Origin of the sequence: Micromonospora sp. LOL_021, from assembly GCF_048060215.1 — a bacterium.
Lineage (GTDB): Bacteria > Actinomycetota > Actinomycetes > Mycobacteriales > Micromonosporaceae > Micromonospora_E.
Genome location: NZ_JBHMIN010000002.1, coordinates 311713 through 337040 on the forward strand (window position 1 = coordinate 311713; position 25328 = coordinate 337040).

The following is a 25328-nucleotide window of genomic DNA, read 5'->3' on the forward strand; positions in this document are numbered from 1 at the left end:
AAGCGTCAAGTGACGCAGCTCTCGTGATCACTTGACGCTTGAAGCTAGACTCGACAACATGGCCACCCCGACCGAGCAGCCGCACTGGCTTGACGAGGACGAGCTGGAGACCTGGTTCGCCCTCGTCAGCGTGCTGACCAGGCTGCCGGCGGCGCTCGACCGGCAGCTGCAGCGCGACGCCGGGATCAGCCACTTCGAGTACCAGGTCATGGCCGCACTGTCCGAGACGCCCGAGCGCACCATGCGGATGAGCCGGCTCGCCATGATCGCCGACGGGTCGTTGTCGCGGCTGTCGCAGGTGGTCACCCGGCTGGAGAAACGGGGTTGGGTCAGCCGCGCGCCGGACCCGACCGACGGCCGCTACACGCTTGCCACGCTGACCGACGCCGGCTGGGACAAGCTGGTCGAGACGGCACCTGGACACGTCGCCGAGGTGCGCCGGCTCGTCTTCGACCCGATGACCAAGGGCCAATGCCGACAACTACGCGACATCGGCCGCCGGATCACCACCACCATCGACCCCGACGACTCCTGCCTACGCTGAGCGCGGCGGCCTGCGCACCCTGTGCCGGCACGCAGGCCACGCTCAACGAACGGTCACCCGATCGGGCCACCCGCCATTCCTGACATCCGGGCGATCATGGTCTCGTCGGCGGCTCCCGCGTACACCCGGACCTCGTCGACGACGCCGGTGAGGTACTGGCCGAAGCTCCCGTTGTGCAACGCCCGGCCCACCTGCAGGCCGCCGTCCGCCCGCCAGCCGGCCGTGTACGCGGCAGTGCCGGTCGCAGAAAGGTAGCCGTCGACGTAGAGTCTCACCTCCTGGCGCGCCGAGTCGTAGACCACCGCCAGGTGCTGGCCGAAGTAATCCCATTCCGGGTACGTCAAGTTGTCCTGTATGACCGTCGACGCCGGGTCGGTGGTGTCCTGGTGTGGCAGGACCAGCTCCCAGCGATTCGACGCGGCGTTGCAGCGGATGACGAAGCCACTGGCGGTGACGCCGGCCTGGGACAGCACCGCCTGGTCGGTGTCTCCGCAGGTCGGGCCCGGCAACCGCACCCGTACGCCGACGGTGAAGCTGCGGTCGGTAACCGCGATCGGTCCGTCGGTCTGCGCCCAGTCGTCGACGCCGTCGAGCACCAGATGCCCATCAGCTACCAGCGGCGGCTCAGCGAACGGGTCCTCGTCCATATCCGGGGCGTACAGGTGCGAATCGCCGTGCAACCGCAGGTCCGCACCGCCGCCGTACTCCGGGCTGTTGCCGTTGGTAGCCTCGTCCAGCGGCCAGTAGCCGAACGAGGTCGGCGGCCGAGCCGACAGGTCTCGCACCTCGTGCGACACCAGTACGCGGTCGAATACCGCGACGTCGGCGAGGTCTCCGGCCCAGCCCTCGGTGTAGCCGCTGCCGCTGACCGCGCGACCGATCTGCACCGCACCCTGCGACGCCCACACCGACTGACGCAGCGCCACCGGCTGTTCGTCGCCGTGGACGTACAGGGTCATCGTGGTCAGCTCCGGGTCGTACGCGGCCGCCAGGTGGGTCCACTCGCCGAGCATGACCGGCGCGGTGCTGGTCACCGACCACACAGCCGGTGAAGGCGAGTCCGATGCGGCGATCTCGAACGCCCAACGGCCACTGTCCGCGTCGAAGCCGAGGGTGAAGCCGGGCGCGTCGATGCCGTCCTGGCTGACCGCGACCCGGTCGACCGAGTCGTCGGTCAACCGCACCCAGGCGCTGGCACCGAACCCGGTCGACGTGTCGATCAGGCCGGAAGTGCTGGTAGCCAGGTAGCTGGTAGCCGCGTCGCCGGTGAGTCGGGCCGCCCGGCCGAGTTGGCACTGCGCGCCCAGGTCAGCGCACTCCGACCCAGGAACGCCGAACGTGACGCCGCTGCCGGCGGCCGCCGGGTGGTTGCCGCGCGCGTCCGCCGCCGACGTGGCACCGGCCGCGTCGTCGAGCGGCCACTCGCCAGCAGCGAGCCGGGTCGGTACGGAGAAAAGGCAGTATGCGATCGGCGAACGTCCTCCGTCGGCGTCGACCGCCTGCACGGTGACTGAGGTCGTCCCGTCCTGCACCGGCATCCAGCGCAGCGACACCGGCGCACCGATGCTCGCGGGCACTAGGACGTTGTCCGGCAAGGGGTTGGTGTTGAAGCCGTACAGGTACTTGACGACCTGGGGGGACGGCGAGTGGAAGGTGAAGGTGCCGTACACACCGATCGACCCACGGTGCTGGTTGTCCTCGGCGCAGGCGCTGGTGTGTTCGTCGGCGTCGAGCGGCAGGTACTCCGGCGAGTCGATGTCCGGCGCGATCGGCGCGACGACGTTGCTCGACGTCGCAGTTTCGTGCCCGGTCGGTCCGGCCACCGCCGGAGCGGCGGCCACGGTGTGTACGCCGAGCACCAACGCGATCAGCACTGCCACCCGCCGCAGCCCGCGCACGGATCCACGATTATCCACTGTCATCTACTACTCCCCCTTGCCAGGCACTGAATACGCGCGATAACCATGCTTTCACACAACGATGATCATTGTCAATGCGTGGCACCAGAGCTAATCGACTTGCATCTTCCGCATACAGCGGCACGAGAGCCATCGCACTACCCAAATTTCCACGGACAGCCCAAACGCCCACAAGCGAATAGAATCATCCCGCGACGAGGCAGCAACGACAGTCTGCGGTCTTAACCAAGGCGACCAGACAGACCAACCAAAGTCCACATCCTGACCTCAACCAGCAACAATGAGCTCACTTTCTCCACCTGGAACTTCCAAGCCAGATGATTCACTCGAACGATGCATTCGGACAACAAATGACAGACAGGCAACGAAGCCTTCTCCAAGGTCGGACGACAAGAGCACCGGAATTACTCTACCGGCACGATCATCGATCCTCAAAAAATCTAGGATAATTTGTCGATCATCATTATTGGCACAACTCAGGGTCAACGACGAGTACCCTGACTTTAGTTTCACCCCCACTACACCATAGAAGAGTGCGCGCGTCGTTACACCACTACCTTCTCCTCTAATCTCCAACTCAGAATGACTGACGCTATATCGCCACGGTCGAAACTTACCATCCAACACAACAGGAAGTTCCGCATAGCGAGCCAATTCGCTAGCCAAATGGATTCGCCACCTTTTCGCCATTCCGATAAAATGTTGTGCGCGACACCTATTCAGGCGGCCAAGGAGCGACGCCCGGATCAGAGTACAGGCACAGCAGCGGACGGTTTGCGCAAATTGCCAGCTCCAAAGACTCTTCGAAACTTGACCCCATCTCCCAGAACCACCCCATCCCAGCAGCAACCACCCTCCCTTTCGACTCTAAGAACACACTCGAGTAGCTGAGCCATTCACCGATCGGATAATACTGCCCACCAAGAACAGTTTCTACCTCGACAGCCAAGGCGCGCTGACCCGCTCCGGCCGCGAACGGATCGAAATTGTACGGCTCATCATTCGCGAAGTTTGGACCTACCTTATTTGCCGGCTCAACCGAAAGCCCTCCCAACGCCGACAGGACAGCTATAGCCAATGCATGGGCTCGATATCCTTCATTACTCAGAGGTTCAATCCATTGCCTAACATCGATTGCCCGTTTGGCGCTCCACCCTGATGAACCGAGGGCTCTGAGCACGTTGTAACTAAGCGAGTCGAAACTTATCATAGATTCACCCGATTCCTAGATTTTCCAACAGTCGACTACAGCGCCCACAAGGACGACCCGGCTCGCCATGCCCAGTCGTATTTGAATTCGGCATAGAATCGTTCCGCGTTTGTACTGTACGCATGCTTCCATCTCTAATGGCGTCGGGACCTTCCGCCGCCTGAGCTTGGATCAGGCAATGCACCTCTGCACACCCTCCATGATGACCAGCCTGCTCGAGTGCATCCGCTAGCGGCCCTTTCGCCTGCTGTCCATGCCGATTATGTCCGTAGTACTTTGCACCTGAAGGCGACGTGTATTCCGAGGCAAACTTAACTCCAGCTTTATTGCGCACACTGTCGGCATAGTTTGCAAGGTTACAGTTGTGTACGAGGACTGGTGTGTTGCCAGCCAGCACATAGTACGTGTGGATGTCGTCGATGGTGAGGTTGTGGACCGTACGGGTCTCGGACCACTGACCCACGGCGGTGACCTGGACCCACGTACCGGCGGAGGTCTGCAACCACTGCCCGGCGGCCAACTCGGCGGCATCGAGCCACTCGCCCACCTCCGGCACCCAGAACGGATGGCCGTCGGTCGCGACCAACACCCCTGCGGCGTCACCCCGGCCACCGTCGACGTCGACCGTGATCTGGACCAGGTCCTTCCTCCCCTGCCCGACGATCGTGGCGACCACCGGCTTGACAGCCGTCTCACCGGATTCCGGATCAGACGCCACCACCAGATCCCCGACGTCGAGATCCTCGATCGGCTTCGACGAACCATCCGCCAACAGCACCAAAGTCCCCGGCACGAAACTGTTACAACCAGGCGCCGCCGCCTCAGCCCTGTCCAGAGTCTTACGACTCCGCATCCACGTACCGACCGCGTCCTTCAACTTCCCGCCCAGGTTCCACAACCGCTCCCCGAGCGCCTTCAACCTCATCGGCTTCAACCCGTAACGGGCCAACAACTTCCCCGCGGCGCCACCAACCGCCGTTAACACCACGTTCAACGCCGTCATCGCACAAGCGCCCATGTCGCCGTTGATGAAACAGTCGACCGCGTCGGTGATCCCCAACTCGTCCATCAAAATCTGGCCGAGTTCCTTCGCCACCGCCACCACGACCTGCTTTGCGTCCTCCACATCCCGACGCGCCTGCGCCACCTCCGGCGGCACCGTCGACGCCGGCGGCGGCCGGGGCACCACCGTCCAACGGTTCGACGACATCGAGTACACCAACTGCTCACCGCGCTTCTTCCAGTACGCGTCCTCCTCCGCACCACCACCCGTCGCCAACGGCCGCAGACCATCCGGATCCGTAAACGACACCGGCGAATTGTTCGCATACGCGTACCCGTGCATTTGCTGCGGATCACTCACATCGATGATCGGATCCACCGAGATGAACCGACCAGTCTGCGGGTCATACTCCCGCGCACCCAGATGCGTCAACCCCGTCGACGCGTCCTGCGTACCACCGACGAAGCCCTTCTCGCCCAACCACTGGCCAACCCCCGGCTGAGTGCCGCGCGGCGTGCCGAACGGCGCCATCCGCCGATGCGTGATCTGCCCCGTCGCCCCGTCCACCGCGGCCTGCCCGGAACCGTGATGATCCGCAGCCTGCACCTGCACACCCGCGACCGTTCGCACCACCGTCAACTGACCGCCGACCGGGTAGTAGCGCGTCCCATCGACCACCGAGTTGGAGCGGTTCAGCTTCAACTCCATGTTCGGCAGATACACCGTGATCGAATCCGGATCCTTTCGGACCAACCGACCGCCATCGGCGTCGTAGACGAAACTGGTGGTCTCCCCGTCCTCGGTGACCGACTCCAGCCGACCCTCGGCGTTCCAGACCAGGTCCTGCTCCTCGCCGACCCGAACCCGCTTCGTCGTGTTGCCCGCCGCGTCGTACTCGTACGAGTACAACCGGTCACCGGCCGACGTCTCCTCCACGACCTGCGACAACGTGTGCGGCTGCGCCTGACCCGGCTGTGGATACGAATACGTCCGCTCCACCTCGTCGGCCCCACCCGCAGCATGGATCGTCTCGCTCAGCCGGTTACCAGCCAGGTCGTAGCTGTAGGAGTGGTGGTACGGTGCCGGCCCTCCCACCCCACTGGTGCCCGGCCCACCCGCACACGGGTCACTCGCCGTGGTCGCCGTGCTCCAGGCCCGCGTCATTCGCCGCAAGTAGTCGTACTGGAAACACTGAATGTCCCGGACGCCGGTGCTCGGCAGGTCAGCGATCGACAGCACGTTACCGGCGTCGTCGTACTCGTAGCGCTGGTCGATGTCGCTGTTCGGCATTGCCGGGTTGTCACCCACAATCGGCTGACGGCGTAGCATCGATCTGATCAGCCGATTGGTGCCCTCCTCGTAGGTGTAGGCACCTTCGACCTTACGGCTACCGGCGCTGACCTGCGCCCACTGAAGCTCACCGGTCGACGTGTAGGTAGCGTCGCTGAGATATGACTCGTCACCAGTAATCCTTGTGACCCGCTGCAGGCTGTCGTAGGTGTAACTGACACCTTCGACCGGCAGACCGCCCCCCTTTGGGAATGTCGTACCCTTAACAGTGCCGTCGTCGTTGTAAACGGTGAGGAATTTGTAGAGTCCGCCGAGCTCAGCATCCGTGTCGCCTGCGGGAATGCTGTATCGCACTTCAGTCGCTCGATAGTGGGCATCTCGAGAAACGTAGACGGTGTGATACTTGTGGCCGCCGTCGACGATGCGGGTGGCGAAGTAGAGTTGTCCCTTGGCGACGGTGTCGTATCCCCACTCGGCAAGCTTCGTACCGGTCTCGACCGAGCCCTGATAGGTGCCGGTCTTTCGGCCGAGCACGTCGTAGGTGTGGCTGACAGTGACGCCCCGACCGTCCGTAGTGGAGGTCAACTGGTCGTAGTCGTTGTAGGTGAAGGTGCTGGTCCCGCTGTCCGGGTCGACCGCTTCGATCTTGCGACCACGTTGGTCGTACCGGTAGGTCCACACGTTTCCGGCCGAGTCGGTGACGCTGGCCTGCTGACCGGCAGGGGTATAGGTGTACGTGGTGCTGTCGAAGCTGCCACTCGGCCCGGCACCATGGTACTGCCGTAGCTCGACGATCTGACCACGGGCATCGGTAATGGTGGTCGTCGGGGTGCCGCCCGTCGGCGGGTCGACATGCACCCGGTCGCCACCGTAGGTGGTAACCGTTCGCCACTTCTCGTCCAAGGCGACCAGGGTGATGGTGTCGGTGACCCGGTCCACGCCGTCGTACTGATACACCGTCTGCAGGTCGACATCGCCGTTGACCGTCTTCAGCAGAGTGCCTGACGGGGCACCGGAGGCGTGGAACTTGTCGTTGAACTTCGCCACCTTGCCGGTGGCGGTGTAGAAGGTTTCCGAGACGAGCCGTCCACCATCCGGTCCGGGCACCTGAATCTGCCGGGGGCGGAGGAAGCCGTCGTAAATCGTAAACTCGGCGTTCGATACGCCGTTTACGATTTGCTCCTTCTTCACTGACACAGGCGCGGTGTCCTGGTTCTGGTACGTATACCGGACACTCGGCTCGGTAGGGTTACTCGCCTTCGACTTGTCCGGCAGCCAGACTCGGACGGCGCGACCCAATTTGTCGTACTCGACGTCGGTGCGCTTGCCGTTCCAGTCGATCTGGGTAACCGGCTGTCCCCACGCCGGGTGGTAGTCGGTGGTCGCGATAAATCGGGTGTCGGCGGTGCCGACCCGGATCTGCGGCCCCGTCTCCATCTTGCGGGTGGTCAGACCATTCGTCTCGGTGTAGGCGATGTTGGTGACCGCGCCGGAGCCGTCCTGCGCCGTCAGCGGCCGGCCGTACATATCGAAGGTGCCTTCGCCGACGGTGACGTAGCTCGCGGCGGAACCGCTGTGGCTGGCGAGCTTCTCGATCCGGGTGGCGTTGCCCTTGGCCGGCGTCGCACCGTATGCCTGGCCGTCGTACGAGGTCCGGTTGTCGGTCAGCAGTTGGGTGGCCCGGTCGGGGTTGGTGACCGAACAGGCGACCGAGACGGTCTCCTCGCGGGCGACCAGGGTCCGTAGCCGCAGGCCGTGGTTGTCGGCGTAGGTCGTCCGGGTGCACTGGTCGTCGGCGGCGGTGCTGACGTCGCCGAGATCCTCGACCTGCGTGACCCGCCCGACCGGGTCGGTGTAGCCGCTGGTCGCCGGGTCGTAGGTGGTGATCGACTTCGTTTCCCGCCAGCCGCCGCCAGCCAGCGCGGTGAAACCCCGACTGACCCGCGGCTTGACGAAGAACGCCCGATCGGTGCCCCACGGCCGGCTGTAACTGGCGGTCTCGTAACGCCACGGGCTGGTCACCGACTTGCTGCTGACCTGAGAGCCGTTGTAGACGGCGGTCTCGATCTCGAAGCCGGCGAGTTCGTCGTGGTCGGTGTGGGAAGTGCCGACCGAGTCGGTACGGGTGACCGTGCGGGTGCCGCCGGCCGGGTTCTTGTCGCCGTGCATGCCGCGCAGGTAGGTGTGCTCGGTGCGGGTGGTGAAGGTCTCGCCGTCGCCGCGCCGGACGCGCACCTTCTCGTAGCCGCGCCACTGGTTCCAGGTCAGGAACTCGGTGTCACCGATGCCGTCCGGGTCGGCGTGCCGCCAGGCCGCGTCGCCCAGGTACTCGTAACTGGTCACCATGTCCGGGGCCAGGGCGGTGCCGGGCTCGACGTTCGTGCGGTCCGTTTCGGTGACCGACTCGACGACGTACTTGTGGAACCAGTCGGTGATCGGATTCACCTCGCCGCTCGGCGACCACTTCACCGGGTAGCAGCGGCGGGTGCTGTTGCCGGGGGTCGGCAGCGAGTTGGCCGAGCAGTCCGGCGACTTGTAGGTCACGTCGACCTGACCGCCGGAGTCGGTGTAGACGGTGGTCAGTCGAGGCCGGATCAGTGGGGCGACGTTGTCGCCAGGGATGTCGATCCGGTTGGGCAGCTGCAGCGGACCCAGCTCAACCGAGGGCACGGTCAGCGGGTCGCCGCCACCGTAGCGGCCCTGGTGGTCGATCTTGTGCAGCCACAGCGACCGGCTGCCGTCGGCGTTGTTGGTGAACAGGTGGGTCAGGTTCCACGAGTCGACCGGCGTCCAACCGCTGGCGGTGCGGATCTCGGTGGTGATCTGGCTGACCCGCTTGCGGGTCCAGAAGCTGGGTGACGACTGGCCGGCCGTGCAGTGGGTTCCGGCAGCGCAGTTGCGGTCCCACGGCACGTCCGGCCAGGAGTTGGCCGTGCTGTTGTTCAACTGACCCGGCGCGCAGGTGATGCTGCCGCTCGGGATGCACCGTTCGGCGTCGGTAAATACCACCCGGGCCGGTGCCGGGGTGGAGTAGACCGCGTTGTGCCGCTGACCGTAGTCGATCCGCTTGAGCCAACCACCCCGGTGGTACGCGGTGCCGTTGACGGTGGTCTGCGCCCGCAGCGCGTAGTGGTTCGTCTCCCGCTCGTAGAAGTACGAGGTGACGTTGCCGTGCCGGTCCTTGACGTAGTCGAGGTTCCACCGCCAGGCCTGGTGGCACCAGGCGTTCGCCAGTGTCGCGTTGTAGCAGGGTTCGCCGCTGTCGTCGCCGAAGACCGGCACCGTCCACACCGAGTTGGTTTCGGCGTTGCCGGACGCCCATCCGGGCAGCCGGTTCAGCCCGAAGTAGTGCTCGGTGCCGTCGATCGTGGTGACCTTCCAGAACTCGCGGTCGTTGTCACCGTTGACGGCACCGTCGACCGTCCCGCTGTACCGCTCGATCTTCGACCCGTCGTCATTGGCGAACCGCCAGGTGCTGCCGGTCCGCACCAGCGTGCTGGACCGTCCGTTGAGCATCAGTACGGCGTTGTCGTGCGCCCAGCACAGGTCGCCCATGCCGTCACGGCCGTCGTCAAGACAGGTGTTGTAGCGGCGTTCGACGTACCCGGGGTCGTAGCTGAAGCCCTCGCCCAGCCAGGAGCCCTGGTTGTTGGTGGTCGCGGTCCGCCCGTCGGTGGCCTGCGAGTTGTAACCGAGCACCACCGACGGGGTCAGCCCGCCCGGCACCGGCGGCACCCGCATCGGGTACGACCAGTTGAACGCACCCGATGACGGTGACACGTTCCACTTCGACGACGGCGCGAACTCGGTCGCGCCGAAGCTGCCCTGCGCCGAAGCCTCCGAAGCGACCATTGCGAACAGCGCCGAGCCGGCACCGACGTCGATCGTGGCGGTAAGGGTGTCGGATCCCGCGTTGTTGACCGCCGGTACCGGCTCCGGCGCACACGCCGACGCGTCCGGCGTGGTCAACGCGCAGTCGGGCAACCGGACCAGCCGCAGTCGGGCACCGAAGTCGCCGCCGTACGCATCGGCGATCCCGGCGTAGCTCAACGCCACCCGGACGGTGCCGGCACCGGTCTCGCCGGCGGCCCGCCCGATCCGGGTGACCGGTCCGTCGACCTTCGCTTTCGTCGACACCGCGCGGTCGAGGGTCTGCACCCGCACTCTGCTCGGCGGCGCGGTGCCGGCCGCCCGGCCCGCCCCGCTGGTCGGACTGGCCACCGGCGTCACCGGCACCTCCACCGTCCCGGCCGCCGGCCAGGCAACCTCCGGTGCGGTACGCAGTGCCGCCTGCACCACCGGGTTCGGCTCGCGGGGCGGCACCGGAGCCGCCGGGCGGTCCGGAGCCGGTTCGTCATGTTGCTGGACGGCCAGTGCCCCGGAGGATGGCTCGGCTCGGGCCGGGCTCTCCACCCCCTGCAGCAGGCCGGCGGCGACGACGACCGCCATCGCCCAGGTGACACCGGCGGTCAGCCGTTGACGGCTGACCGGGGTCGTAGCCAGAATCCGGGAACTCATCACCACTCCAAGGGGGAAGGAGGCGAAGCGGACGGGAGATCGGCGCATCACAGGTACGGATTCGGCTCTGGAAGGACAAGCCGCTGAATCGACTCGTCGTCAGCGACCCCGGTATAGGCGCGTACCTCGTCAACGACACCGCCGAGGTACTGGCCGAAGGCGCCGTTGTGCAGCGCCCGGCCCACCTGCAGCGGCCCGCCCGCCAGCCAGCCGGCGGTGTAGGTGGCGGCACCTGCCGTGGCCACCTCGCCGTTGACGTAGAGCCGCACCTCGTTGCGGAATGCGTCGTAGACCACCGCCAAGTGCTGGCCGTGCTGGTCGGCGCTCGGCAGCAGGTCGACGTCGAAGACCACCGTGGCCTGCGGGTCGTTGGTGTCGCTGTGCGGCAGCACCAGCTCCCAGCGGTTGGCACTGCCACAGCGGATGACGAATCCGCTCGCCGCGACGCCGGACTGGGAGAGCACTGCCTGATCCCGGTCGCCGCAGGTCGGGCTGGGCAGCCGCACCCGGGCGGCGACCGTGAAGCTGCCGTCGGTTACCACCACCGGTGACTCCGTGCGGGCCCGGTCGTCAACCCCGTCAAGCACCAGATGCCCGCCACCCACCAGCGGCAACTCGACGAACGGATCCTCGTCGACATCCGGTGCGTACAGGTGGGCACCGCCTTCCAACAGCAGCTCCTGGCCGTTCTCGTCGTCGTATTCGGGGCTGCGGTCGCCGGAGACGTCGTCCAGCGGCCAGTAGCCGAGGCGGATCGGCCGCAGTGTGGACAGCTCGCTGACCTCCCGGTGTACCAGCACCCGGTCGTAGACGGCGATGTCGGCCAGCTCACCGGCCCAGCCGGCGGTGTGGCCACTGCGGGCATACGCCCGACCGATTTGCACCGCGCCCCGGGACTTCCACGCCGACCGACGCTGCACGGTCGGCTGGACGTCTCCGTTGACGTACAGCGTCATCGTCTTGAGCTCCGGGTCGTACGCGGCCGCCAGATGAGTCCATTCGTCGCGAATCGCCGGGGCGGTGCTGGTCACCGCCCAGCCGCCCAGCGACAGCACGTCCGTCGACGGGATCGCGAACTCCCACTTGCCGGTGGCCGCGTCGAAGCCGAGGGTGAAGCCGGGCTCGCCGCTGCCGTCCTGGCTGACCGCGACCCGGTCGGTGGTGTCGTCGGTGAGCCGCACCCAGGCGCTGGCTCCGAACCCGGTCGACGTGTCGGTCAACGCCGAGCTGGTGGTGGCCAGGTAGCTGTCGGCGGCGTCGCCGGTGAACTGGACTGCCCGGTCGAACTGGCACTCGGAGCCGGAGTCACCGCAGCCCGGCCCGGACACTCCGAACGTCACCCCGGCTCCGGCGACCGCCGGATGGTTGCCCCGGGCGTCCTCAGCCGATGCGGCACCGGCTGCCTCGCCGAGCCCCCATTCGCCTGCCGCCAGCCGGGTCGGCACGGATATCATGCAGGTGGCGATCGCCGACCGCAGGCCGGACTGGTCGACCGCCTGCACCGTGACGCTAGTCAATCTGTCATCGACTGGCATCCAGCGCAGTGACACCGGGCCGCCAGGGCTGGTCGGCACCAGTTCGTTGTCCGGCAACGGGTTGGTGTTGAACCCGTACAGGTAGCGGACGGTGTCGGTGGAGACCGAGTCAAAGGTGAAGGTGCCGTAGATGCCGACCCCGCCCCGGTGCTGGTCGTCCTCGACGCAGGCGCTGGTGTGCTCTCCGGCGTCGAGCGGCAGATACTCCGGTGAGTCGATGTCCGGCGCGGCCGGCGCGGTGGAGTCGTAGACGAATTGGCAGGCGGTCTGAGTGCTGCCTTCCCAGCTCCATGGCCCCCAGACCTCCGAGTCGCCGGCCCGGACCTCCCAGGTGATCGGTGTGTTCTGCGGGATGCTCGATGGCAGGGTGTACTGGAAGCGGGAACCGCTGGCCTTCCACCCGGTGGTGACGTAGTTGTTGACCCGGGTGCCGGCCGAGTCGTACCAGTAGTAGAGGATCTGGCCCCGGACATCCTCGGTGTGCGACGAGCTGTGGTCCGGGTCGCGTAGCACCATGAACAGCGTCGGCGGGGTGTCCACGTACGGTCGGTTGGTGCCGGTGACGCACTGGCCACCGGGCGACATGGTCAACTCGGACTGCTTCGGTTGGCTCGGTGTCCGGTTGTAGTGCACAGCCAGGAGCGCGTTTCCGCAGAACCGCTTGAACGCCGTCTGGTCGTTCTCGTCCGTGGCGGCGAGCCCGAACGTGGTCGTCGACCAGCCCTTGGTCACAGCTTCCCGCACCGCCGCGGTGGCGGTGAAGCCGACGTTCTGGTTCGTCGAGGTGCAGGAGTTCTTCTTCTCGGTCGGTGCCTTCGTCTGCAGCAGGACGCCGAGCGCCGGTTTGTTGTTCCAGTTCGTGCCGGAGCTGATGCCGGACGACGCCCGGTACAACGAGACGTTCCTCGGGGTCGAGTTGTACGTGTGGGTCATCGTCACCCGGAACTCCGCGCTCAGGATGGCTCGCCCCGCGTACGGCGTGGGCAACGCGTAGTAGATCCGCTTCTTCCCGACCTTGTTGCACTGCCCGGAGTCGACCGGGCAGTCGCCGACGCCTTCGGTGCCGGAGAACTTGTGGTACGACATGTGCGGGTAGCCGCTGGCAACCATCGCCCAGTCGCTCCTGCGGGTGTCCTGCCAGACCGGGTCGATGTAGACCGGCCAGCGGGTGTCGGGATCGGTGAGCATCGCCTGGTCGGGCAGCAGGGTGAGGGTGTCGCCGTCGATCCGCCAGCCGATCGGCGCCAGGCTGGCACCCGGCGGGGCGGACTCGATGGCGTCGACACCGGTCGCGTCTCCGGCGTCGGAAGCGGTCCGGCCCGGCGTCGCGGCGTCGTTGTCACCCGAGTCCCACATCGCCGGTGCGGCGGCCTCCAGCACCGGCGCGCCGGACACCGCGTCGACGGCGGCCAGCCCACCTTCGAGGCCGTCCTGCACGGTCAGCCCGGCGGTGGCCAGGCCGAACTCCAGCTCGGCCAGTTCTGGATGCTGTGCCGCCTCCGGGGTCTTGACCACGAGTACGTGGGAGAAGCCGGTGACCTCGACATCGACCACCAGGTCCACGTCGGGCAGCACCTCGGCGTAGATGGCCTGGTCACCGTCGACCGTCGGCTCCGGCAGGGCACCGGGCCAGTCGAGGGTCATACTGCGGCCGGCGCGCTCCACCCGTACCAGGGGGGTGTCGCCACCACCGGAGAGCCGCAGCCCGAGGGTGGCGGCCCGGGGGCCGATGCTGCCGTCGGCGGCGGTGACCAGGGTCGCGTCGGTCGGCACCCATTGGCCGTCGCGGACCACCCGGAACGGCTGGGCGTGATGCACCGAAGTCAGCGTGCCGTCCGGGTTGGCGAACGTCTGGGAGCTCTCACCCTGCAGGGCGCCGATTTCGACCCGCTCTCCAATCTCGACGGCGTGGGCGAACGCCTCGGCTTCGGTCTGCCGGACCGGCTCCGCGCCGTCCACAGCCGTTGCCGGTGCCGGTTCGTCCGACTCCGCCGCCGGTGCGGGGGCGGCCTGCGCCGTCCGGTCCGGGGCCGCCGTCGCCGGGCTGGCCACCACCGCGTACGCGGTCAGCAGCCCGGCCAGGCCGAGGCTCAGCCCGAGCCGGCGTCGGCCACTGAGCTTCGTGTTGCCACCGATCATGTCGCGGTCCTCCCCCGTCACGCCGTTCCACCTGTCGATGGCCATCAGTCGACCGCCGTCCCAAAGGCGACCGCTCCGGCGGGGAAGCCGTCTTCACCGGCCCGCCACACGTGCTCGGGCGTCGCCGACCCGGCGGCCAGCGTCGACCAGGGGATGGCGTAGACCGCCTGGTCGGAGTACGGGCTGGCGACGTACAGATGGGTCTGGTTGCCGGCGATCGCCAGGCCGAGTAGTTCCTGCGCGGCCGGTGCCCCGGGTAGGGCACCGGACACCCGTTCCACGGTCGCGTAGCCGGTGATCGGGTCCGCGGCCGCACCGAACACCCGGATCACTCCGGCGTCGGCGGCCGACCCGGTGTCCTCACCGGGGGCGCCGACGGCCAGCAGCAGATTCTGCGCGGTCGCGGCCGATCCGGGTGCCAGGTTGACGAGGTGGACCCGCTCACCGAAGTAGTCGCCCTCCTCGTCGCCGCTGGGTACGCCGACGATGTGCTGGGCGAGGACCGGCAGTTCGGTGAATCCGCTGTCGGTGACGTGGAACCGCTGTACGACGCCGGTGTCGGCGATGCCGGCGGCACCGTACTCCTTACCGGGAACGCCGACGGCGAGGAACGAGTCGGTCCCGCCGGCGGGCGCACCGGTCGCACGATAATCGACCATGGACAGCGACTTGCCGAAGGTGTCGTTCGCGGTCGAGGTGCCCCACACGCCGGCCCGGTCCTGGTCGATCGCGCCGACCAGGGTGGGGAGGCCGGAGGTGTACTGGTGGCGGAAGACGTTGACCGCGCCGGCGAAGACCTCGGCGCCGATCGCCTCGCCCGGCGAGCCGATGGCGAAGTGGTGGCTTGACGCGGCCAGCGCATAGCCGGTTCTGTCGTCGTTCTCAAGCGCGCCGACCACACCGTTGCCGCCCTGGCTGAGCAGAATGTTCCCGGTGCCTCGCAGGTAGTGCACCACGCCGGTGTCGACTGCGGTGCCGACGTCCTCACCGGGCGCGCCGATCAGCAGAAACGGCTCACCGACCACGGTGTGCCCGGCGGCGAGGGAGAACCCGAACCAGTCGCCGGCCTCGGTTGTCTCCGGGAACTCCGACTGACTCTGGTGCAGCATGATCGAGGACGGGCCACCGGCGAGCCCGTCCGTGGAGCCGAGCAGCAGGTACACCAGGCCGCCGTCGGCCTGGCCGCCGAGATCGTCGTACGGCACCCCGACGGCCAGGTCGGTGCAGCCGTCGTTGTTCACGTCGTAACTGGCCAACGCCGCGCCGAACTGGTCGCCGGCCGCAGCGATCCCGGACCCCTGGATGTTGTTCTCGTGCAGGGTGTCGACGGCGCCGCTGCCGCCGTAGCGCACGTGCACCTGGCCGGCCTCGGCCTGCCCGGCGACGGTGGCTTCCGGGTCGGCGATCGCCACGTCGGCCACTCCGTCGCCGTCGTAATCGTTGGCGACTCCGCCGACGCAGCCTTCCGCTGGTGGCACGGTCACGTAGACGGTCATCTCGCAGAAGTCGGACCAGACGGCGCTGCCGGTGACGCCGTCGTCGGCCCGCACCCGCCACTGGTAGCGGCCACCGTCGAGGAACGCGCCGGCCGGCACGGTGACGCTCGCGGTGGCACCGGAGGGGACGGTGCCGACTGTCTGGCCGCCGAGCGGCGCCGAGGCACCGACCGCCCACCATTCAAACTCGACCGACATCGCGGTGCCGTCGTCGTCGGCGACGCTGGCCTGCAGCTGCGGGGTCAAGGTGTTGACCAGTGGCCGGTTGGTGCCGGTGACGCAGGCGGTGGCCGGCACCGTCGACCGGGCGGTCACCGTCGGCCACGAGTTGTACGTGACGACGGCGTACGGCACCTGGGAGGAAGTGGAGGTGTCCCGGGAGCGGAACTGCTTGAAGGTGGCGGTGTCGGTCTCGTCGGTGGCCCGGATGCCCATGTGTGCCTGACTAGCCCCGGCGGTCGCGGCCCGCTGGAAGAACCCGGTGCCGCTGATCGTGGACCAGCCGTCGTCGCAGCTGGAGTCGTAGCCCTTGGTCATGGTGGAGCTGGCTTCGTGGTGCAGCCACTGCGGCTGGTTGGTCCACCGGGTGGCGGTGCTGGCCGCGCCGGTGGACCAGATCTCCCATGCCTTCGGGGTGCAGGTGTGCGACCACCAGTTCCAGAAGTGGACGGTCGCCGAGTTGATCTGCTTGCCGGCGAGCACCGCCGCATCCCAGGTGACGAACGACCGGGTGATCGTCGGTGGACTGGTGGCAAGCAGCCCGATCTGCAGGTCGTTGGTGCCGCTCTGGTTCGTGGTGACGCTTTCCCGGACGTACGCGTCGAAGGTGGTGGACAGTGGGTCGACCGTCGGGTCGAGGGTGACCGGGTAGACGGTGTCGGGCGAGTCCAGCCAGTCGGTGGCGGGGCGCAGCACCAGGTCGATGCCGTCGGCGCGGGCGGTGACCGTGGTGCCGATCGGTGCGGTGCGGGCCGGTGTGCCGGCCGGGGTGGTCTGCGCGTCCCACATAGCGGGTGCCGGGACGGTGGCGATGGGGTCACCGTCGGCACCGGTCAGGGTGATGCCACCGAGTTCGTCGTGGCGGTGCCCGGCGATGCCCGGTCCGCTCAGCGTGAGGGGGATCTCGCGGATCCGGTCGGCGGCGTCGCGGTCGTGCACAGTGAGCAGTTGCTCGAAGCCGGTCCGGGTGGCCCGCACCATCAGGTCCACATCGGGCAGTATGTCGGGGTAGGTGGCGACGGGTCCGTCGAGCCGCGGCTCCGGCAGTGCGCCGGTCCAGCTCATCGCGATTCGGGCGGCGTCTTGGCCGACGGCGGCCAGCTCGTGGGTGCCGGCCGGGCGGGCACCGGAGATCCGCAGGTCGTTCGGGTGTGCGGCGGGCGCGATGCTGCCGTCGGCGGCCCGGCTCAGCCGCAGGTCGACCGGCAGCCAGGCACCGTCGCGGCGAACTCGGACGACGTCGGCGGCGATCCGTGCCTCGAGGTGGCCGTCCGGACGGGCCCACACCTCGGTGGTCTCCGAGGTCTGCCCGTCGATGCGGACCGGCTTACCGCTGTTCCGGGCGGCCTGCAGTGCCTGCCCCTGCGCCGTGGTGGGTGCGGCGAGCAGGGTATCTGACCGCACTGGATCCTCGGCGCTGACTGTGGCCGCCACAGCCAGCAGTACCGCCGCAGCGGTCAGCGCTGCGGTCCATCGTGGCGCATCTCCGGACGCGCGCCATCGACCCACGGCCATGCGGTCCTCCCCCGTGCGAGACCCTCAAGCTGAGTGGCCTGTGACGCTACGGGGTCGATTCCTGACTGTCAATGAAAGTCGATGGGGTGGCGGCGCGACGCAGCGACCAGCAGCTACAGTCCACGGTAGACGTATGTAGTCGGATCGTCGTCGCTTGGACCGTAGTCTTCGAAGTCCATGTTGGCCAGTGTCAGGTTGCCGTGCACGCTCAGCACCGTCTCAGGGAGCAGCCGAAACGGTTGATCGCGGGTCGGCTCCACGAACCCGTCGTCGTCCTCGTCGCCCTCGTCCGGAGCGTCGTCCTCGTCGTCCGGGACCTTGACGGCGAGCAGCGGCTGCTCGCCGCGCATGGTCACAGCATCGGCGACGAAGAACACCGCCGGGCTGTCGTCCGCCGCGATCGCCGCCAGGACCTCCTCGACAGTGGCGCCGTCGAAGGCCGGGTCGTCGACGACCGTCGCCGCAGGGAGGTCGGTGGAACGTACCGGGTCGTTGTTCAGCCGACGCAGAATTTGCTGCCAGGCCGCCTCATCGGAGAAGTCAGTCCGCACCACGCACGGCTCGAACTCGAGGTCATCGGTCCGGACGATCAGCGGACGGGTAGGCATCTCGGTTGGCTCCTTCGGATCGGCGGCGACACCGGGCCCAACGCCGCAGAGACGTGAGCCGGATCGGCGGCATGGTAGCGGAATCGGTCCGATCGGTCGGGCGTGCGCTTCACCCCCACACCACGCTTCGCAAGTGGACGTACGGACGGCCGTCCGGGTCGTCGTCGACCTGTGCGTGGACCTCGTAGACCTCGGCGATCCGGGCCGGTGTGAGCACCTGTGCCGGGGAGCCGGCGGCCACCACCCTGCCGCCGTTCAGCAGCACGATCCGATCGCAGAACCGCGCCGCCAGGTTGATGTCGTGCAGGGCTGCTATCACCGTCGGCGGGCCGGCCGCCAGACGTTCCAGCAGGTCCAGCTGGTAGCGGACGTCCAGGTGGTTGGTCGGCTCGTCGAGCAGCAGCACCTGCGGTTGCTGCAGCAGCGCACGGGCGATGTCGACCCGCTGCCGCTCCCCGCCGGACAGCGTCGACCAGCGCCGGTCGGCGAAGCCGGCCAACCCGGCGTCGACCAGTGCCTGCTCGGCGGCGGCGAGGTCAGCGGCCGAGCCGGCCGCCAGCAGCGGCCGATGCGGGATCCGGGCCAGCAGCAGCACGTCCAGCACCGACATGTCCGCGTCGGAGGCGTGATGCTGGGTGACCACGGCGAGCCGCCGGGCCAGCACCCGGCGCGGCATGGACCGGGTGTCGACCCCGTCGAGCAGCACCCGGCCGGAGTCGGGTCGCTGCAGGCCGGCGAGCACCCGCAGCAGGCTGGACTTGCCGGAGCCGTTCGGGCCGAGCAGCCCGACCAGGGTGCCGTCGGGCGCGTCGAGGGTGACGTCGGCGAGCAGCGGCTTTCCGCGTACCGCCCAGGTGATCTTCTCGGCGCGGATTCTCATGCCGGCGCCTGCCGGCGGCGGATGAGCAGCGCGAACGCGGGCACCCCGAGCAGCGCGGTGACCACCCCGACCGGCACCTCCTGCGGCGCGAACACCGTTCGGGCGGCGGTGTCCGCCCAGATCAGGAAGGTGGCACCGATGACGGCGCAGGTGGGCAGCAGGATCCGGTGCCGGGAACCGACCAGGTACCGGGCGGCGTGTGGCACGGTCAGCCCGACGAAGCCGATCGCGCCGCTGGCCGCGACCAGCACTGCGGCCAGCAACGCGGTGGTGCCGAACAGCAGCGCCCGCACGATGACCGGGGAGAATCCCAGCGACTGGGCGACGTCGGTGCCGAACGCGAACGCGTCCAGCGCCGGGGTGGCCGCCCAGCAGATCAGCAGCGCCCCGGCGGCCACGGCTGCGGCCAGCGCCACCGTCGACCAGCCGGCCATGGTCAGCGAACCGAGCAGCCAGAAGGTGACCCCCCGGGTCTGCTGCGGTGACGCGGCGGAGACCACGATCAGGCTGGTGACGGCGGCGAACAGTTGGCCGACGGCGACCCCGGCGAGCAGGATCCGGGACGGTTCGGTCCACCGTCGACCGGCCAGGGCCAGGGTGGCGAGGAACGCGGCGACCGCACCGGCGAACGCGCCGCCGGTGAGCGCACCGGCGCCGACGCCGAGCCCGAGGACCAGCACCGACACCGCGCCGGTCGAGGCACCGGCGGAGATGCCCAGCAGGTACGGGTCGGCGAGCGGGTTGCGGGTCAACGCCTGCAGCACCGCGCCGCAGACCGCCAGCCCGCCGCCGACCAGCCCGGCGAGCAGCACCCGGGGCGTCCGCAGGTTCCACACGATGCTGTCGGCCAGTGCGGGTAGCGGTTCCAGTGGCAGCCCGAGGTGTACGCCGTGGGTGCGGAACACGTCGGTGACGGTCAGGTCGGCGGTGCCGATGGTGGTCGCCCCGGCGACGCTGAGTGCCAGCGCCGCGAGGGCGAGGACGAACACCGGTGTCCAGGTGGTCGGCGGTGTCCGCCAGGGGGTGCGGGTCATCGTCGGGCGAACACCACGTGGTCGTCGAGGTACTGCCAGACCGTGCCGACCTCGGTGAACCCGGCGGTACGCAGCGCGGCGAGGTGAAACTCCAGTGGCGCGTCGGGCGGCTTCGGGCGGTCGGCGAACCGCCGTTGCCGTTCGGCGACCAGCGCGGCGAGGGCCGGTACCCGGGCCGCTTCGGTGTGCCAGTCCTGGTAGCGCAGCGCCCCGGCGGCGAAGCCTGCCTGCTGGGTGCGTTCGTCGTGCCGCTGTGCGACCGCCGCCAGCGTCGGATGCTCCGGCCCGAAGTGCAGGTGGTCGGCGTTGAGCAGGATGCCGCCGGGACGCAGCAGCCCGGCGGCGGCGGTGTAGACGGCGAGCAGTTGTGTCGGGGTGAGCCAGTGCAGGGCGGTGGAGCTGAGCACCGCGTCGACCTGGTCGACGCCGAGCCGGTCGGCCCAGTCGTCGGCGACCAGGTCGACGTCGCGTACGTCGATCCGGTCGCCGTGACCGGCGAGTGCCCCGGCGGCGATGCGCAGCAGAACCGGGTCGTAGTCGACGGCGACGCACCGGGCCCGGGGCAGCGCGGCGAGCACCCGGTCGGAGATCGCTCCGGGCCCGCAGGCCAGGTCGAGCACGGTGATCGGCCGGTCACCGAGGTGCAGGCTGAGCAGGTCGAGCAGCACCTGGAAGCGGTTTTCCCGGTAGGCGACGTACGCGGACTGCTGGGTGTCCCACAGGTCGAGCAGCCGCCGCGCCTCGGCGGGGTCGAGCGGCGGCGCGGTGGTCGGGTCGGGTGTCAGGTCGGGTGCGGGTTCGGTGGTCAGGTCGGTCACTGGTTCAGCTCCTTGAGGCCGGCGGCGACCGCTTCGACGGCGGTGACGCTGCGTACGGACGGGTCCATCGACGAACCGGGGACGGTGATGAACCGGCCGGCCTTGACGGCGTCGAGTGCGGCGGTGGTCGGGTTGCTCCGCATGAAGTCGATCTTCGACTGGGCGCTGTCGCCGTCTCCGCCGCGGGTCAGGTCGGCGAGGACGATCACGTCGGGGTTGCGGGCGGCGATCTCCTCCCAGTTGCCGGCCGGCCAGGTCTGCTCGGCGTCGCCGTAGGCGTTCGTCACCCCAAGTTCGGCGCTGATGGCGGCGGGCACGCCGCCGGCTCCGGCGACGTACGGGGTGGCGGTGCCGGAGTAGTACCAGAGCAGGTCGGTGCCGGCCGGGGCGTCGGCGGTCGCGGTCGCGGCGGCCAGCCGGTCACGCTGGTCGGCGACGACCTGCTCGCCCCGCTCGGCGACGCCGAAGATGGTGGCGATCTCGGTGATCTCGGCGAAGATGCCGTCGAAGTGGAACTCGGTCTCGCCGGTAGCCGGGTCCTCGCAGGCGAACCGGGACAGGTAGGCGGGGACGTCCAGGGCCGCGAGGTCCGCGCGCGGGCCGGCGGCGTCCGGGCCGTACGCGGAGGTGAAGGTGGAGTAGACGAAGTCGGGTGCGGCGTCGAGGACGGCCTCGCGGTTGGGGTAGAGGTCGGCGAGTACCGGCACGTCGGCGTAGTCGGTGGCCAGTTCGGGCAGCACCGGGTCGGTCTGGTAGCTGGTGCCGATCATGTGGTCGGCCAGCCCGAGGCTGAGCATGATCTCGGTGGCGTTCTGTTCCATGGTGAGGGCGCGGCGCGGCGGTTCGGTCACGGTCAGCGTGGTGCCGCAGTTGGTGATCTCGACGGCACCGGCTTCCGGGGGCGCAGCGGCCTCGGTATCGACATCGGGGCTGGCGGTGGCGCAGCCGGCCAGGCCGACCACCAGCACCACCGCTAGCCCAGCGGAAACGGTAACGGTTTTCATGTCGGCAAGCTAGCACGGCTCAGCCGCAGGTCAAGCAGGGGGTACGGGCTCCGAAAGCACCGCCGGCGCTGAGTTGTGAGTCAGGAACCTGGGACGAACCGGACCCGGAACAACGCCGGCCAGTACTTGCCGGTGATCAGGAACTCGTCGGTGCCGGGCACCGCCGCGATGCCGTTGAGCACGTCCACCCCGGCCCGCTCCGCACCGGCCAGCAGCCCACCGGCGTCGACCTCGGCGACGACCTGCCCGGTCGCCGGGTCGATCCGGACGATCTCGTCGGTCCGCCAGACGTTCGCCCAGACCTGGCCGTCGACGCATTCCAGCTCGTTGATGTCGCGTACCGGCGTACCGGCGCGGGTCACCGCGACCGACCCGGTCGGGCCGAAGGTGGCCGGGTCACGGAAGGTGAGTCGATCGGTGCCGTCGCTCATCACCAGCCGGTCCGCCGCGTCGTCGTGGCAGATGCCCCAGCCCTCGCCGTCGTAGGTCACCTCGCGCAGCACGTCGAGGGTTTCCCGGTCGCGCTCGTACGCGACACCCTCCCGCCAGGTGATCTGCCAGATGCGCGACTCGAGCACGGTGATGCCCTCGCCGAAGACGGTGTCCGGCAGACTCACCCGACGCCGTACCGTGCCGCTGGCCGGGTCGACGACCCGCAACTCGGACTCGCCGTACTGGCCGGTGCCCTCATACAGGTCCGAACCGACCAGTTCCAGCCCCTGGGTGAACGCCACCGTGTCGTGCGGGTAGCGGGCCAGCACCTCCACCCGCAACTGTTCGACGGGCACGACCGCCGCGGACCGCCCGTCGACGAGCGGCACCGTCGCCGGCCCGGCGGACCGCGACCCGGCGTATGCCGCGGCGGCGGCCACTGCGACGGCGGCCAGCAGCACCACCACGGCCCGTCGCCGACCCAGCACGCCGCCCACCTCCGCTCCGCTCACGGCTGCACCCCCACGCACGGCTCCGGTCCGCCGTCGGGTCGTCGACAAGTGTCGCGCACCGGCGGCCGGGTGTCCGCACCCGGCGGACGGGCCGCGACGCCCGAGCCGGCCAGCGCGTGTCGATCACGACCCGGCCGGGGTCACCTCGACCACGATCTTGGAACGGGGATGCTCCTCGACGAAGAACCGCACCGCCTCGGCCGCGCGGTCCAGCGGAAACGTCCGCTCCACCGGGAGGACCATCCGGCCGGCCTCGATCAGCTCGGTCAGCTCCCGCAGCGGCTGCTGCCCCGGCCTGGCCAGGAACCCGGTCACCCGTTGGCTGACGAACGGCGCCCAGACCTTCGACCGCAGCAGCCGGCCCACCGGGCCGAACCAGCGGCTACCCGTGCCGCCACACAGGACCAACGTCCCGCGTGGAGTCAACGCCCGGCGGCAGTCGGTCAGCCGGTGCCGACCTGCCACGTCGAAGATCAGATCCCACTGCCGACCCGACCGGGTGAAGTCCTCGCGGGTGTAGTCGATCACGTCGTCCGCGCCGAGTGAGCGCACCAGGTCGACGTTGCGGTCCCGGCAGACCCCGGTGACCTCGGCACCGAGCGCCTTGGCGAGCTGCACCGCGAAGGTGCCGACCCCGCCGGAGGCCCCGTTGACCAGCACCCGTTGACCGGGCTGGAGCCGGCCGTGGTCCCGCAACCCCTGCCAGGCGGTGACCCCGGCGAGCGGCACCGTCGCCGCCTGCACCGGGGTGACGTTCCCCGGGGTACGCCAGGCCCGGTCGGCGGGGACGGCGGCGTACTCGGCGAAGCTGCCGCTGTCGATCTCGGCGTACACCCGGTCGCCGGGGCGGAAGTCGGAGACCGCCGCACCGACCGCGACGACCTCGCCGGCGACGTCGCGCCCGCGCACCTTCGCCCGCGGGCCGGACAGGCCGAAGGCCAACCGGGCGAGGTACGGCTCACCGGTGACGAACACCCGGTCGGCGTAGTTGACCGAGGCGGCCTGTACCCGTACCAACAGCTCCTTGTCCGTGATGGACGGACACGGCAGCTGCCGCACGGTCAGCACCTCGGCGGACCCGTAGCGGTCCTGGACGATCGCCCGCATGGTGTCGGTGATCGGGGTGGTCCGACCGGCGCTCATTCGACGGTCCGCAGAATCTGCTCGATGGCGCTGGTCCGGGTCCGCAGCTCGGCCAGGTCGGCCGCGACCCGCTGCTGCGTGTCGACCGAGTTCTCGGCGAGTTGCTCGTAGCGGCGGACAAGCTGACGCATCGCCTCCTCCTGGCTGGCGAGCAGCTTCGTCTTGCGGAACTCGTGCAGGGAGGCGACGACCACCACGATCAGGAACACGCCGAGGGTCAGTACGCCGAGGATGAACACGACATCTGGCCAGGTGTTGCCGCCCTCGGCGGCGAAGACGTACATCAGGACTTCTCCTTGCGGGCGGGACTCGATCTGGATGGGTCCGGTTCAGTGAGGGTGGCCGCCATTTCGGCGAGCGCGGCCGGAGTCAGCTGGAGGTCGAAGTCGACGACCTCGTAGTACTTCATGGCCTTGCCGTCCGCAGACAGCTCCAGACTTCCGGCGATCAGACCGGCGGCCTCCAGCCGCTGCAGGTGCATGTGCAGCAGCGGGCGGCTGATACCAATCTCGCGGGACAGGTGACTTACGTAGTCCCGGCCGGCGGCGAGCCTGGCGATGATCCGCAGTCGCAGCGGGTTGGCCAGCGCCGCCAGCTTCTCGACCAGATCGTCACCGGAGGGCGTGGCCGGGGTCATCGCTCTCCTTCACATGTCATGTTCTTCTGACATGTGAAAGCCTAGCAGCTCAGCACCAGCACGCCAACGGGCGCCCGTTCAGTCGGTTTTGCGGGCGCGGATCAGCATCTCGATGCCGTCCAGCACCCGATCCAGCGCGAACCGCAGGTCCTCGTTCTCGCCGTCGTCCGGCTGCTCGAAGATCCCGCTGGCGACGACCTCGCTCATCGCCGGGAACCGCTCTTCGTCGATCAGCTGGGACAACCGTCCCCCGTAGTCGGTCAGATTGCCGGCGTTCGGGCCCCGGTACGCCTCGGCCAACTGCACCGCCAGCACCATCTCGCCGCGTACCAGGTTGGCGATCAACAGGACCACGGCGAGCCGTTCGGCCGGGTCCAGGCCGGTCCCGGCGAGCCTGCGCAGCGCGTTGTCCGCCCAGGCCACCGCGTTCGGGGTGATCGGCGGCCCGCTGACCGGCACCTGGATGATCCATGGATCCCGCCGGTAGACGTCGGTCACCGCCCAGGCCCAGCGGCCCAGCCCGGCCCGCCAGTCCTCGTCCGGCCCGATCGGCGGAGGATCGCCGTAGACAGCGTCGACCATCAGGTCGATCAGCTCGTGCTTGGCGGAGACGTAACGGTAGAGCGACATGGTCGCCGCGCCGAGCTCCTTGGCGACCCGGCTCATCGACACCGCGTCGATCCCCTCCGCGCGGGCCACCGCGACACCGGCGGCCACCACCCGCGCCAGGGTCAATGCCGGGCGCGGCCCCTTCTGCGGCCGGTCCCGCAACCCCCAGGCCGCCTCGATACTCGCCGGCAGTCCCGTCCCGGTCCCGGTCTCCGCCATCGTCGCGCCGCCCTTTCCGTCCACCGCCGACACCACCTGTTGCC

General features: G+C 68.7%; 16 protein-coding genes. 1 reads left to right on the forward strand and 15 read right to left on the reverse strand.

Annotated elements, in window-relative coordinates:
- The first annotated feature begins 58 nt into the window (after positions 1–58).
- Positions 59–544, forward strand: a complete 486-nt coding sequence (locus ACFHWT_RS03570) for a MarR family winged helix-turn-helix transcriptional regulator (protein ID WP_416551112.1) — start codon at positions 59–61, stop codon at positions 542–544.
- Between the two features lie 53 nt (positions 545–597).
- Here ACFHWT_RS03570 and ACFHWT_RS03575 read toward each other — a convergent pair whose 3' ends face one another.
- The 15 genes from ACFHWT_RS03575 to ACFHWT_RS03645 form a co-directional block, all read right to left on the reverse strand.
- Positions 598–2466, reverse strand: coding sequence for a LamG-like jellyroll fold domain-containing protein (locus ACFHWT_RS03575; RefSeq protein ID WP_416589933.1), 1869 nt, complete (start codon positions 2464–2466; stop codon positions 598–600).
- A gap of 712 nt (positions 2467–3178) precedes the next feature.
- Positions 3179–3673 (reverse strand): SUKH-3 domain-containing protein, encoded by a 495-nt coding sequence (locus tag ACFHWT_RS03580; RefSeq protein ID WP_416593112.1) that lies wholly within the window; start codon positions 3671–3673, stop codon positions 3179–3181.
- 4 nt (positions 3674–3677) lie between these two features.
- Positions 3678–10484 (reverse strand): polymorphic toxin-type HINT domain-containing protein, encoded by a 6807-nt coding sequence (locus ACFHWT_RS03585; RefSeq protein ID WP_416593113.1) that lies wholly within the window; start codon positions 10482–10484, stop codon positions 3678–3680.
- Between the two features lie 47 nt (positions 10485–10531).
- Positions 10532–14179, reverse strand: a complete 3648-nt coding sequence (locus ACFHWT_RS03590) for a LamG-like jellyroll fold domain-containing protein (RefSeq protein WP_416593114.1) — start codon at positions 14177–14179, stop codon at positions 10532–10534.
- Between the two features lie 23 nt (positions 14180–14202).
- Positions 14203–17388, reverse strand: coding sequence for a hypothetical protein (locus ACFHWT_RS03595; RefSeq protein ID WP_416593115.1), 3186 nt, complete (start codon positions 17386–17388; stop codon positions 14203–14205).
- Positions 17389–17501: 113 nt separating this feature from the next.
- The gene (locus tag ACFHWT_RS03600) at positions 17502–17996 is read right to left on the reverse strand and encodes a DUF6924 domain-containing protein (RefSeq protein WP_416593116.1); all 495 of its coding nucleotides are present in this window, start codon (positions 17994–17996) and stop codon (positions 17502–17504) included.
- A gap of 109 nt (positions 17997–18105) precedes the next feature.
- A complete protein-coding gene (locus ACFHWT_RS03605; protein WP_416593117.1) occupies positions 18106–18876 on the reverse strand; it encodes an ABC transporter ATP-binding protein in 771 nt (256 codons plus the stop codon).
- Entirely contained in the window at positions 18873–19910 is a 1038-nt protein-coding gene (locus ACFHWT_RS03610) for a FecCD family ABC transporter permease (RefSeq protein WP_416593118.1), read from the reverse strand. Before ACFHWT_RS03610 ends, ACFHWT_RS03605 begins: the two co-directional genes overlap by 4 nt.
- The gene (locus tag ACFHWT_RS03615; RefSeq protein ID WP_416593119.1) at positions 19907–20728 is read right to left on the reverse strand and encodes a class I SAM-dependent methyltransferase; all 822 of its coding nucleotides are present in this window, start codon (positions 20726–20728) and stop codon (positions 19907–19909) included. Before ACFHWT_RS03615 ends, ACFHWT_RS03610 begins: the two co-directional genes overlap by 4 nt.
- Positions 20725–21732: an ABC transporter substrate-binding protein gene (locus tag ACFHWT_RS03620; protein ID WP_416593120.1), complete on the reverse strand. Its 1008-nt coding sequence runs from the start codon at positions 21730–21732 to the stop codon at positions 20725–20727. The genes ACFHWT_RS03615 and ACFHWT_RS03620 overlap by 4 nt, the downstream gene beginning before the upstream one ends.
- Positions 21733–21812: 80 nt before the next feature.
- Positions 21813–22676: a glutaminyl-peptide cyclotransferase gene (locus ACFHWT_RS03625; protein WP_416593121.1), complete on the reverse strand. Its 864-nt coding sequence runs from the start codon at positions 22674–22676 to the stop codon at positions 21813–21815.
- Between the two features lie 123 nt (positions 22677–22799).
- Complete coding sequence (locus ACFHWT_RS03630) at positions 22800–23783, reverse strand: NAD(P)-dependent alcohol dehydrogenase (RefSeq protein ID WP_416593160.1); 984 nt, start codon at positions 23781–23783, stop codon at positions 22800–22802.
- Between the two features lie 32 nt (positions 23784–23815).
- Positions 23816–24103 carry a hypothetical protein gene (locus ACFHWT_RS03635; protein ID WP_278173392.1) on the reverse strand — a complete coding sequence of 96 codons (288 nt, stop codon included), beginning with the start codon at positions 24101–24103 and terminating at the stop codon, positions 23816–23818.
- Positions 24103–24456, reverse strand: a complete 354-nt coding sequence (locus ACFHWT_RS03640) for an ArsR/SmtB family transcription factor (RefSeq protein WP_416593122.1) — start codon at positions 24454–24456, stop codon at positions 24103–24105. The genes ACFHWT_RS03635 and ACFHWT_RS03640 overlap by 1 nt, the downstream gene beginning before the upstream one ends.
- 78 nt (positions 24457–24534) lie before the next feature.
- Positions 24535–25308, reverse strand: a complete 774-nt coding sequence (locus ACFHWT_RS03645; RefSeq protein WP_416593123.1) for a TetR/AcrR family transcriptional regulator — start codon at positions 25306–25308, stop codon at positions 24535–24537.
- Between the last annotated feature and the right edge of the window lie 20 nt (positions 25309–25328).

Excerpts from the sequence above, each read along its gene's own strand:
- ACFHWT_RS03595 (WP_416593115.1), bottom strand. The coding sequence starts at position 17,388 with ATGGCCGTGGGTCGATGGCGCGCGTCCGGAGATGCGCCACGATGGACC.
- ACFHWT_RS03640 (WP_416593122.1), bottom strand. The coding sequence starts at position 24,456 with ATGACCCCGGCCACGCCCTCCGGTGACGATCTGGTCGAGAAGCTGGCG.
- ACFHWT_RS03580 (WP_416593112.1), bottom strand. The coding sequence starts at position 3,673 with ATGATAAGTTTCGACTCGCTTAGTTACAACGTGCTCAGAGCCCTCGGT.
- ACFHWT_RS03600 (WP_416593116.1), bottom strand. The coding sequence starts at position 17,996 with ATGCCTACCCGTCCGCTGATCGTCCGGACCGATGACCTCGAGTTCGAG.
- ACFHWT_RS03575 (WP_416589933.1), bottom strand. The coding sequence starts at position 2,466 with ATGACAGTGGATAATCGTGGATCCGTGCGCGGGCTGCGGCGGGTGGCA.
- ACFHWT_RS03610 (WP_416593118.1), bottom strand. The coding sequence starts at position 19,910 with ATGACCCGCACCCCCTGGCGGACACCGCCGACCACCTGGACACCGGTG.
- ACFHWT_RS03630 (WP_416593160.1), bottom strand. The coding sequence starts at position 23,783 with ATGCGGGCGATCGTCCAGGACCGCTACGGGTCCGCCGAGGTGCTGACC.
- ACFHWT_RS03585 (WP_416593113.1), bottom strand. The coding sequence starts at position 10,484 with ATGAGTTCCCGGATTCTGGCTACGACCCCGGTCAGCCGTCAACGGCTG.
- ACFHWT_RS03620 (WP_416593120.1), bottom strand. The coding sequence starts at position 21,732 with ATGAAAACCGTTACCGTTTCCGCTGGGCTAGCGGTGGTGCTGGTGGTC.
- ACFHWT_RS03570 (WP_416551112.1), top strand. The coding sequence starts at position 59 with ATGGCCACCCCGACCGAGCAGCCGCACTGGCTTGACGAGGACGAGCTG.
- ACFHWT_RS03605 (WP_416593117.1), bottom strand. The coding sequence starts at position 18,876 with ATGAGAATCCGCGCCGAGAAGATCACCTGGGCGGTACGCGGAAAGCCG.
- ACFHWT_RS03635 (WP_278173392.1), bottom strand. The coding sequence starts at position 24,103 with ATGTACGTCTTCGCCGCCGAGGGCGGCAACACCTGGCCAGATGTCGTG.